The sequence below is a fragment of the Micromonospora sp. NPDC051300 genome (assembly GCF_044455315.1).
Classification (GTDB): domain Bacteria; phylum Actinomycetota; class Actinomycetes; order Mycobacteriales; family Micromonosporaceae; genus Micromonospora; species Micromonospora robiginosa.
In genome coordinates this window covers 144515-154395 of the sequence record NZ_JBITEP010000003.1, presented here as the reverse complement: position 1 = coordinate 154395, position 9881 = coordinate 144515, and the positions used below count along the sequence as shown (strand labels likewise).

Genomic DNA, 9881 nt, shown 5'->3' with positions numbered 1-9881 from the left:
CCGGACGCAATTTCCGGAACCATCCGCAAGATCGAAAATTGCGGACAACGGCGAAAAGGGTACGCACATGGCTGCGCGCCGGCACTGCGGTGTCGGCGCGCTTTTCGGTGAGGTGCGATTCAGTTTTCCGACGACCGGAACTCAGGTCAGCGCGGGCTCGGCAAGACGGAGGAGGTCGTCCGCCTCCGCCGCAGCCGCCGCGAGCCGATCGTTGTCGGCACGCAGACGCGTGATCTCGAACTCCAGTGCCTGAACCCTGGCACGCAGTCGGGTGACCTCGTCGAGCAGACGCCTGTCGGACGCTGCACCTACGTGGCCGTAGAGGGCCTTCGCCATGCTGAACTCCTCGATATGCGCTGCCGGAAAGGCCGGCCAACGCGCGCCCACAATGTTCGCGGCTGCCGTTACCCCGGTGCATCGGGGCATGACTGGGCGCGACTGGCGACACCTATATATTGAGCCGAACCCCCCTCCTTCGTCAAGTTGACGCAGGCCGTAGATCATCTCCACGTCGGCCGGGCCACTCGCCGGGGGGCTGCCAGAAGGCGCGGACACGCTCTGTCCGGACGCCTTTACTGTACGCCCCGAGAATGTGTGAACGCCTCATCCTTGCCGTCGGGTTCGCCTTAACTCTTTCTTAGCCACGTTGCCGCAGCTCGGGCCGCGCCGTAGCGTCACCCCGGCCCGCAACCGACCCGTGGAGGGGACAGGCGTGTACCGCTGGACCGACCCGATCGACCCGGACGACGCCTCCCGGCGCCCGGAGCCGCCGACCGACCAGGCTCCGGCGTGGCTCACCGACCGGCCCGAGCCGCGGTCGTCGTACCTCTTCGGTGACGAGCCGGCCCAGCCGCCCGCCGGCCAGTTCCCGCCCACCCTCGACGCCGGCCGCTACGGCGACGTCGACGGGCCCGGCCACGCCCCGGTCGGGTACGAACCCGCCGCGCGGCAGGGCTACCCCGCCGAGCTGCCCGGGTACGCCACCGAGCAGCCGGGATACGCCGACGAGCGGACCGGACACCTCACCGCGCAGCCGGGTTACGCCGCCGCCGCGCCGGCCCACGGCCACGACGCCGCCGGGACCGGCTACGGCCACCCGGCGCCGTTCGCGCCGGCCGCTCCCTACCCCACCGACCGGGACCGCTGGAACGGCGAGGAGCAGCGGGACCGCTGGAACGGCGAGGAGCAGCCGGGCGGCGCCTGGGCGCCGCCCACGGCGGCCTGGCAGCCGGTGACCGACACCCCGCCCGACGACAGCCGGCACCGGCAGAAGCGGCGGCTCTCCCGCCCGCTGGTGATCGGCGTGGCCGCCGCGGCGGCCACGCTCGTGGTGAGCCTGGGAGTGGGCGCCGTGCTGCTGCCCGGCGGGGACGGCCCGGCCGAGCGCACCGCCGCCGACGCGCCGGCCGTCGTCGCCCCGGACGGACCGGAGCAGACCGACAGCGCGCCGCCCGCCGACGCCCTCGTCCCGGAGTCGGCCAGCCCGTCGGCCAGCCCGACCACCGTCAAGCCCAGCCCGACGAAGAAGGCCACCCCGCGGCCCAGCCGGACCCAGGCCCCGTCGCGGCAGCTCCAACGCAGCAGCGCGCCGAGCGGCACCACCGCCCGGACCACCTCCTCCGGCGGCCTCAGCTCCGAACTCCAGCAGGTCGTCGACATCGTGAACCAGGAGCGGGCGAAGGCCGGCTGCAAGGCGCTGACTCTCAACTCCAAGCTGACGCTCGCCGCCCAGCGGCACAGCCAGGACCAGGCCGACCACAAGAAGATGTCGCACGACGGCAGCGACGGCAGCGACGTGGGCCAGCGGCTCGACCGGGTGGGCTACGCCTGGCGGGCGTACGGCGAGAACGTCGCCTGGAACCAGCAGAGCCCGGCCGCCGTGATGGACGCCTGGATGAACTCCGAGGGTCACCGGGCGAACATCCTGAACTGCTCGTTCACCCAGATCGGGGTGGGCGTGGCGCGCAGCAACGGGCCGTACTGGACGCAGGACTTCGGCACCCCGCGCTGAACCGGCGCGTCGTGACCGGCCCGGCGCTCGTTGACCGGGCGAGGGCGGCGTCGGGCCGCCCCCGTCCGGGGAGCTGTCGATGCGGATCCGGCCGGCGTGTGCCGGGCCGCGCTCCCGGCCGGCCCGCGTCCGCCGACGAGGGCCGCGCCGGGGCGTGGCGCTGGCGCTGACCGCGCTGCTCGTCGCCCCGGTCCCGGCCTGCCGGGAGCGGGTCACCGTGCCGCCCGGCGCGCCGACCTCCTGGCCGGCCGCGCTGGCCCGCCGCTGGACGTGGCAGTGGCAGCTCACCGGCCCGGTGGACGTCTCCGTGGACGCGGCGGTCTTCCTCCTCGACCCGGTCCGGACCACCTCCGCCGAGACCGCCGCGCTGCGCGCCCGCAGCCGGCGGCTGGTCTGCCACGTCCGGGTCGGCACGTACGCGGCCGGCGACCCGGACGCCGCCCGCCTTCCCGCCGCCGTGCGCGGCGCGGCGGTGCCGGGCCGGCCCGGCAGCCGGTTCCTCGACGTCCGGCGCTGGGACGCGTTGTCGCCGGTGCTGGCCGACCGGTTCCGGCTCTGCCGGGGCAAGGGGTTCGGCGCGGTGGCGCTCGACGACGCGGACGGCTACCGGCGCCGCTCCGGCTTCCCGCTCGACTTCGACGAGCAGTTGCTGTTCAACCGCCGGCTTGCCGCGTTGGCCCGGCGGCTCGACCTCTCCCCCGGGCTGGTGGACGACGTCGCGCAGGTGGCGGCGCTGGCCCCGGACTTCGACTTCGCGGTCAACCAGGAGTGCGTACGCCGTCGGGAGTGCGCGAAGCTGCTGCCCTTCGTCGACGCGCGCAAGCCGGTCTTCCACGTGGAGTACGCCGGCGACCCGGCCGCCTCCTGCGTCACCGCCACCGGCTACGGCTTCGCCTCGATCCGCAAGGACCGGGCGCTCGACGCCTGGCGGGAGCCCTGCCCGCTGCCGTGACACGACGCACCGCCCCCGCCTGGAGAACCGGCGGGGGCGGCGTGTCGTCGTAGGGTCAGCCGGCGGTCGCGCCGGTGGTCGAGGTCGAGCTGTCGGCGCCGCGCTGCGACGGCACGCCTGCGTGTTCCGCGCTGAGCGGGGTGGCCAGGTCCTCCAGGGACTTCCCCTCGGCCTTGACGCCGAGCGCCAGCTCCACCAGACCGCCAATGATCATGATGGAGGCGCCGATGACGAAGGCGAGCACGGTGTCGCCCACCTGGCCGCTGCCGACCAGCTTGGCGAAGAGCAGCGGGCCGGTGATGCCGCCGGCCGCGGTGCCGATCGCGTAGAAGAACGCGATCGCCATGGCCCGGGTCTCCATCGGGAAGATCTCGCTGACCGTCAGGTACGCCGCGCTGGCGCCGGCCGAGGCGAAGAAGAGGACCACGCACCAGCACGCGGTCATGGTCACCGCGCTGAGCACGCCGGAGTGGAACAGCCAGGCGGTGCCGAGCAGCAGCACGCCCGAGCCGATGTAGGAGCCGGCGATCATCGGCACCCGGCCGACCGTGTCGAAGAGCTTGCCCAGCAGCAGCGGGCCGAGCAGGTTGCCGACCGCGATGACCGCGAAGTAGTAGCCGCTGTTGCCCGGCGGCACGTCGAAGAAGGTCTGCAGGATCTGGGCGAAGCCGAACGTGATCGCGTTGTAGAGGAATGCCTGACCGATGAAGAGCGAGAAGCCCAGCGTCGCGCGCTTCGGGTAGCGGCGGAACAGCGTCTTGGCGATCTCCAGGAAGTTGGTGCTCTTCCGCTGCCGGATCTCGATGTAGCTGTCGGCCTCGGCGAGGTCCTTGCCGGTCTCCCGTTCGACCTCGGCCTCGACCGAGTCGACGAGGTGGTTCGCCTCGTCCGCCCGGCCGTGGATGAAGAGCCAGCGTGGACTCTCCGGCACGTGCCGGCGGACCAGCAGGATCACCACGCCGAGCACCGCGCCCAGGCCGAACGCCACCCGCCAGCCGAGGTTCGTCGGCAGCCCGTTGAGCAGCGGCACGGTCAGCAACGCGCCGAGCGCCGCGCCGAGCCAGAACGTGCCGTTGATGATGATGTCGATGCGGCCGCGGTGGCGGGCCGGGATCAGCTCGTCGATGGCCGAGTTGATGGCCGCGTACTCGCCGCCGATGCCCATGCCGGTGAGGAACCGGAACAGGAAGAACCACCAGGTGTCGAACGAGAGCGCGGTCAGCGCGGTGGCGACCAGGTAGAGGCCGAGGGTCAGCAGGAACAGCTTCTTGCGGCCGAACCGGTCGGTGAGCCACCCGAAGAAGAGCGCGCCGACGCAGGCGCCGGCCACGTAGAGGGCGGCGGCCAGGCCGGTGACCTGGCTCTGGGTGATGTCCAGGCCGCTGCCCGGCTCGGCCAGCTTGCCGGAGAGGTTGCCGACGATGGTCACCTCGAGGCCGTCGAGGATCCAGACCGTGCCGAGGCCGATCACGATCATCCAGTGCCAGCGGGACCAGGGGAGCCGGTCGAGGCGTGCCGGGACGTTGGTCCGTACGGTGCCGGTCCGCACGTCGGCGCTCATGACGCGCTCCGGCTTGTCGGGGAGGCCGGAGCGGTCGTAAGCGCCTCCGGCGAGAGCTCTTCGTCCATGGCCGCCCAGATGCCCCGCCGCCAGCGGCGTCAATCCTGCTCGGGGGTGTCCGGCTGAGCGTCGGCTGAGCGCCGGGTGGGAGCCGGCTGGGGGCCGGATCAGGACGATCCGGCCCCCGTCGGTCAGCGGGCGCCGACCAGCTCCGGCGCCGGGGCGGGCGGCGGCTCGGCCGGCGGGGTGGTCGGCCGGCGGCGCAGGAAGCGCGGCGCCCACCAGTTCGCGTCGCCCAGCAGGGTCATCACCGAGGGCAGCACCACCGCCCGGATGATCGTGGCGTCCAGCAGGATCGCCGCCGCCAACCCGATGCCCATCTGCTTGAAGTCGATCATGCTGAGCGTGGCGAAGATCGAGAAGACCCCGACCATCACGATCGCCGCGCTGGTCACCACGCCGGCCGAGGAGGTGATCCCGTGCGCCACCGCGTCCCGGTTGGGCATGCCGCGGTCGACCGCCTCGCGGATCCGGCTGACCACGAAGACGTGGTAGTCCATGGAGAGCCCGAACAGCACCACGAACAGGAACAGCGGCAGCCAGGTGACGATCGCGCCCATCGAGGTGAAGCCGAGCAGTCCCTCCGCCCAGTGGCTCTGGAAGACCAGCACCAGCAGGCCGTACGCGGCGCCCGCGGAGAGCAGGTTCAGCAGGATGGAGGTGAGCGCCACCACCACCGACCGGAACGTCCAGGCCATCACCAGGAACGTCAGCACCAGCACGAACGCCGCGACCACCGGCAGCTTCGCCCAGATGTGGTCGGCGTAGTCCTCGCTGGCGGCCACCCCGCCGCCGACCGCGTACTCCACGCCGGGGATGCCGTCCAGCGCGGCCGGCACCAGGTCCCGGCGCAACTCGTGCAACGACCGGGACGCCTCGTCGGAGCGGCCGCCGTACGGCGTGGCCACCTCCAGCACCGACACCCGCCGGTCGGCCGACACCTTGATCTCCGGCCCGTCCCCCTCGGCCGGCACGAAGAGCGGGTCGGTGGCGGTCCGGCCGGCCAGTCCGGTGAGCGCGGCCCGCACCCGGTCGGCCTGGTCGGCGGGCGCCCGCACGGCGACCGTGTGGCTGGTGCCGTTGCTCGGGAAGGCCGCGGTCAGCCTGTCGTACGCCTGCATGGCGGGCGTGCTGCGCGGCACGTCCTCGGCGCCCGGGAACTTGAGCTCCATGCCGAGCGCGGGGGCGGCCAGGGCGAGCAGCAACCCGACCGAGACCAGCAGCGTGGCCACCGGCGCGCGCAGCGCCGGCCGCAGCACGGCCGGCCAGAACCGGGGACGCGCCGGCTGCCCGGACCGCCCGCGCGGTGCGGTGAGCCGCCACAGCAGCGGCACCCGGGGCCGGTCGACCCAGCGGCCCAGCTTGGCCAGCAGCGCCGGCAGCACGGTCAGCGAGCCGATCACCGCCACCGCGACCACCAGGATCGAACCGACCGCCAGCGACGAGAAGATCGCGTCCTGGGCGAGCAGCAGGCCGGCCATCGAGATGATCACGGCGGTGCCGGAGACCACCACGGCGTGCCCGGAGGTCTCCGCCGCGATCTCCACCGCGTCGAGGCCGGACCGGCCCTTCGCCCGCTCCTCGCGCTCCCGGCGCACGTAGAACAGCGAGTAGTCCACGCCCACCGCCATGCCGATCAGCAGGATGACGCTGGCCGTGGTGTCGGTCGCCGGCACCAGGTGCGAGGCGAGCGTGGAGAGGCCCATCGCCGCGGCCACCGAGGAGAGCGCCAGCAGCACCGGCACGCCGGCCGCGATCAGCGCCCCGAACGCGATGATCAGGATCGCCAGCGTCACCGGCAGGCTGAGCAGCTCGGCCCGCTTGAAGTCCTTGCCCAGGGTGTCGTCGAGCGCCTTGTCGATCGACGGGCCGCCGACCTGCTCCACCCGCAGCTCGGGGTGCGCCTGCTGGACCTGGGCGGTGGTGTCGCGCAGCGGCTGCACCCGGTCCCCGGCGGTCTCCGGGTCGCCGGACATCGTGACCGGCAGCAGCAGCGCGGCGCCGTCCCGCGACGGCATCGGCGTACCCACCGACGCCACGCCCTCGACCTGCCGCAACCGGCCCGCGGCGTCCTGCGCGGCGGCCGTCGCGGCGGCCTGGTCCAGCGTGCCGGAACGCGCGGTGATCAGCACGTTCTCGGTGGCCGGATCGTGGAAGCCACCACTGTCGACGATCAGCTCGGCCCGCCCGAACTCGCCGATCGCCTGATCCGCGTCGGTGGCCTCGTTCAGTCCGGCGGCGTTGCCGCCGACGAAGCACACCGCGACGAACACCACCCACAGCGCGATGGCCCGCCAGGGATGCTCCGCACTCCACCGCGCCAGCCGCACGGTCACCGGTCGCCTGCCCATATCCGGGTTCCCCCTCCAGAGGTCGGCCCCGTGCCGACCTCTGGAGACGTTAGGCAGCCGGCGCGGTCCGGACATCGGGGAACGGCCCCGGCTCCTCCCCGATGGGGCAGGCCCTACCGGGCGGCCGGAACCGGCCGCGCCGGTCGGGCGAAAAAGGGCATTTCAGGGTACGTCCCGGCGGGCCACCGGACCCCGCCCGGCCCAGCACACCGGCGCAACCCCGAACCGGCTCCGGGTCATCCCCGGAGGCTGCCCCGAGGGCGCGGCTGGCAGCGCGGGCAACTGTAGGAGGACCGGTTCATGAACGCCTCGCGCCGGATCGGCGCGCCGCAGCGCGGGCAGGGCTCGCCCTCCCGGCCGTACGCGTTCAGCGACCTGTCGAAGTAGCCGCTCTCGCCGTTGACGTTGACGTACAGCTCGTCGAAGCTGGTGCCACCCTGCTTGATCGCCTCGCCGAGCACGTCCCGCACGTGGCCGAGCAGCCGCGACGCCGCCGGCCGGGTCAGCGCGTCGGTCGGCCGGGCACCGTGCAGCCTCGCCCGCCACAGCGCCTCGTCGGCGTAGATGTTGCCCACCCCGGAGATCAACGTCTGGTCGAGCAACGCCCGCTTGACCTCGGTACGCCGGCGCCGCAACGCCGCCACGAAGTCGTCGTCGGAGAACTCCGGGTCCATCGGGTCCCGGGCGATGTGCGCGATCTCGGCCGGCAGCTCCGCGCCGCCCTCGGAGACCGACAGCCCGCCGAACGTGCGCTGGTCGACGAAGCGCAGCTCCGGCCCGTCGTCGGCGAACCGGAACCGGACCCGCAGGTGCAGCTCGTCGGCCGCGCCGGACGGCTGGAGCAGTAACTGGCCGGACATGCCGAGGTGACCGATCACCGCGTCCCCGCTGTCCAGCGGCAGCCACAGGTACTTGCCCCGGCGGCGCACGTCGGTGATCGTCCGGCCGGCCAGCACGTCGGCGAAGTGCGACCCGCCGGGCGCGTGCCGGCGTACCGCCCGGGGATGGCGCACCTCGACGGTGGTGATCCGGCGGCCGACGACCCACTGGGCCAGCCCCTGCCGGACCGTCTCCACCTCGGGCAGCTCAGGCACGGCCGGCGCCCGCCCCGGCGTCCTGCGGGTCGGCCGCCGCGGCCTCGGCCTCCGCCCGCGCGGTGGCCTCCGCCTGCTCGGTCAGCATCCGCCAGGCCGACTCGGCGGCCCGCTGCTCGGCCTCCTTCTTGCTGCGCCCCTCCGCGCCGCCGTACCGGTTGCCGGCCACCACCACCCAGGCGGTGAACGTCTTCAGGTGATCCGGGCCGGTGCCCTCGATCCGGTACTCCGGGACACCCAGCCCGAGCGCGGCGGTCAACTCCTGGAGGCTGGTCTTCCAGTCCAGCGCCGCGCCCCGGCCGGCCGACTCCGCCATCAGCGGGTCGAACAGCCGGTGGATCACGATGGCGGCGGTGTCCAGGCCGTACTGGAGGTAGATCGCGCCGAGCAGCGCCTCAAGCGTGTCCGCGAGGATGCTCGCCTTGTCCCGGCCGCCGGTGGCCTCCTCGCCCTTGCCCAGCAGCAGGTAGGCGCCGAGCCCGTCCGGGCCGAGCCCGCGGGCCACGTCGGCCAGCGCGCGCATGTTGACCACGCTGGCCCGCAGCTTCGCGAGCTGCCCCTCCGGCAGGTCCGGGTGGTTGTGGAAGAGCGCGGTGGTGATCACCACGCCGAGCACCGAGTCGCCCAGGAACTCCAGCCGCTCGTTGGTGGGCAGGCCGCCGTTCTCGTACGCGTACGAGCGGTGGGTCAGCGCGCGCTCCAGCAGCTCCGGGTCGAGCGACACGCCGAAGGCCGCCTCCAGGTGGCTGACGGGAGCACGCCGCCGCTTCTCGTTGGTCATGGTGCTACCTCGGTGTCGTTGCGGTCAGGTGCGGGATCGTGCGGAATGTCGGCGAGCAGGGCACGGACCGTGCCGGCGGCGTCGCGACGCCAGAGGTGGGCGGCCAGGGCGATGCCCGAGGCGACGTCGTCCGGGCCGGCGGCGCCGTGACAGACGACCACGGTGCCGGACACCCCGAGCAGGGCCGCCGCGCGGGGCGCGCCGCCGTTCGCCGGCGGGCCGCCGGCCATCGCGTACGCGCCCTCGATGGCCTTCAGCAGGACGTTGCCGGTGAAGCCGTCGGTCACCACCACGTCGGCACGGGTGCCGAGGGAGATGTCGTACCCCTCGACCAGACCGACGTAGCGGGCGCCGCAGGGCAGCGGCACGGCCGCGAGGGCGGGGTCGGCGGCCCGGCGCAACCGGTCGCCCTTGCCCGCCTCGTGGCCGACGGAGAGCAGCCCCACCCGGGGCGCGGCGACGGCGTGGGCCACGGCCGCGTAGGCGGCGCCGAGGACGGCGTGCCGGGCCAGCGTGGCCGGGCCGGGTTCGAGCGTGCCGCCGACGTCCAGCAGCACCACCGGCCCGTCGACCGCGGGCAGCGTGGCGACCAGCGCGGGTCGGCGTACCCCCGGCCAGCGGCCCAGGCCGAGCGCGGCGGCGGTGACGGTGGCCCCGGTCGAGCCGGCGGAGACCACGGCGTCGGCGAGGCCGTCGTGGACGGCCTGCACGGCCGAGCGGACGGAACTCTCGCCGCGTGCGGCGGTCGGATGGTCGGCCATGCCGACGGCGGCCCGCACCGGGCGGACCGTGACCCGGGCGCGCTGCGCCGGGTCGAGCGCGCCGATCAGCCCGTCGGCGACCTCGGTCGGACCGACGAGCAGCAGGCGCAGGTCAGGGTCGGTGCGCACCGCCCGCAGAGCGCCGTCAACCACGACGGCGGGAGCATCGTCCCCGCCGAGGAGGTCGACGGCGATCCGCGCGGTGCCCGGCTCCGACGGCTCGCCGGCCGGGGAACGGTCGGCGGCGGAGGGAGCCGGGGCACCGGGCGTGAGCCGTGGTGCGCGCGCCACCCGAGAATCGGTCGGGGGC

At 74.0% G+C, this 9881-nt stretch carries 8 protein-coding genes; 2 read left to right on the top strand and 6 right to left on the bottom strand.

Annotated features, from left to right (window positions below; translation table 11 throughout):
• Positions 1-141 precede the first annotated feature (141 nt).
• On the bottom strand, positions 142-336 hold the full coding sequence (locus ACIA5A_RS05665) for a hypothetical protein (RefSeq protein ID WP_278110057.1): 195 nt from the start codon (positions 334-336) through the stop codon (positions 142-144).
• Between the two features lie 376 nt (positions 337-712).
• On the opposite strand from ACIA5A_RS05665, the gene ACIA5A_RS05660 reads away from it, so the two are divergent.
• Positions 713-2011: a CAP domain-containing protein gene (locus ACIA5A_RS05660; RefSeq protein WP_396756771.1), complete on the top strand. Its 1299-nt coding sequence runs from the start codon at positions 713-715 to the stop codon at positions 2009-2011.
• Positions 2012-2090: 79 nt separating this feature from the next.
• Positions 2091-2963: an endo alpha-1,4 polygalactosaminidase gene (locus ACIA5A_RS05655; RefSeq protein ID WP_396756769.1), complete on the top strand. Its 873-nt coding sequence runs from the start codon at positions 2091-2093 to the stop codon at positions 2961-2963.
• 55 nt (positions 2964-3018) lie between these two features.
• Here ACIA5A_RS05655 and ACIA5A_RS05650 read toward each other — a convergent pair whose 3' ends face one another.
• From ACIA5A_RS05650 to ACIA5A_RS05630, 5 genes are all read right to left on the bottom strand, one after another.
• Positions 3019-4524 carry an MFS transporter gene (locus ACIA5A_RS05650; protein ID WP_396756768.1) on the bottom strand — a complete coding sequence of 502 codons (1506 nt, stop codon included), beginning with the start codon at positions 4522-4524 and terminating at the stop codon, positions 3019-3021.
• 191 nt (positions 4525-4715) lie between these two features.
• The gene (locus tag ACIA5A_RS05645; protein WP_396756766.1) at positions 4716-6935 is read right to left on the bottom strand and encodes an MMPL family transporter; all 2220 of its coding nucleotides are present in this window, start codon (positions 6933-6935) and stop codon (positions 4716-4718) included.
• A 236-nt stretch (positions 6936-7171) separates the two neighbouring features.
• Positions 7172-8029, bottom strand: coding sequence for a bifunctional DNA-formamidopyrimidine glycosylase/DNA-(apurinic or apyrimidinic site) lyase (mutM, locus tag ACIA5A_RS05640; protein WP_396756764.1), 858 nt, complete (start codon positions 8027-8029; stop codon positions 7172-7174).
• Positions 8022-8810: a ribonuclease III gene (rnc, locus tag ACIA5A_RS05635; RefSeq protein ID WP_396756762.1), complete on the bottom strand. Its 789-nt coding sequence runs from the start codon at positions 8808-8810 to the stop codon at positions 8022-8024. Before rnc ends, mutM begins: the two co-directional genes overlap by 8 nt.
• On the bottom strand, positions 8807-9766 hold the full coding sequence (locus ACIA5A_RS05630; protein ID WP_396757078.1) for a phosphate acyltransferase PlsX: 960 nt from the start codon (positions 9764-9766) through the stop codon (positions 8807-8809). The genes rnc and ACIA5A_RS05630 overlap by 4 nt, the downstream gene beginning before the upstream one ends.
• Positions 9767-9881: the final 115 nt, after the last annotated feature.

Bases quoted from the DNA above. Each gene is read 5' to 3' on its own strand.
- ACIA5A_RS05665 (WP_278110057.1), bottom strand. From the start codon at position 336: ATGGCGAAGGCCCTCTACGGCCACGTAGGTGCAGCGTCCGACAGGCGT.
- ACIA5A_RS05655 (WP_396756769.1), top strand. From the start codon at position 2,091: ATGCGGATCCGGCCGGCGTGTGCCGGGCCGCGCTCCCGGCCGGCCCGC.
- ACIA5A_RS05650 (WP_396756768.1), bottom strand. From the start codon at position 4,524: ATGAGCGCCGACGTGCGGACCGGCACCGTACGGACCAACGTCCCGGCA.
- ACIA5A_RS05645 (WP_396756766.1), bottom strand. From the start codon at position 6,935: ATGGGCAGGCGACCGGTGACCGTGCGGCTGGCGCGGTGGAGTGCGGAG.
- rnc (WP_396756762.1), bottom strand. From the start codon at position 8,810: ATGACCAACGAGAAGCGGCGGCGTGCTCCCGTCAGCCACCTGGAGGCG.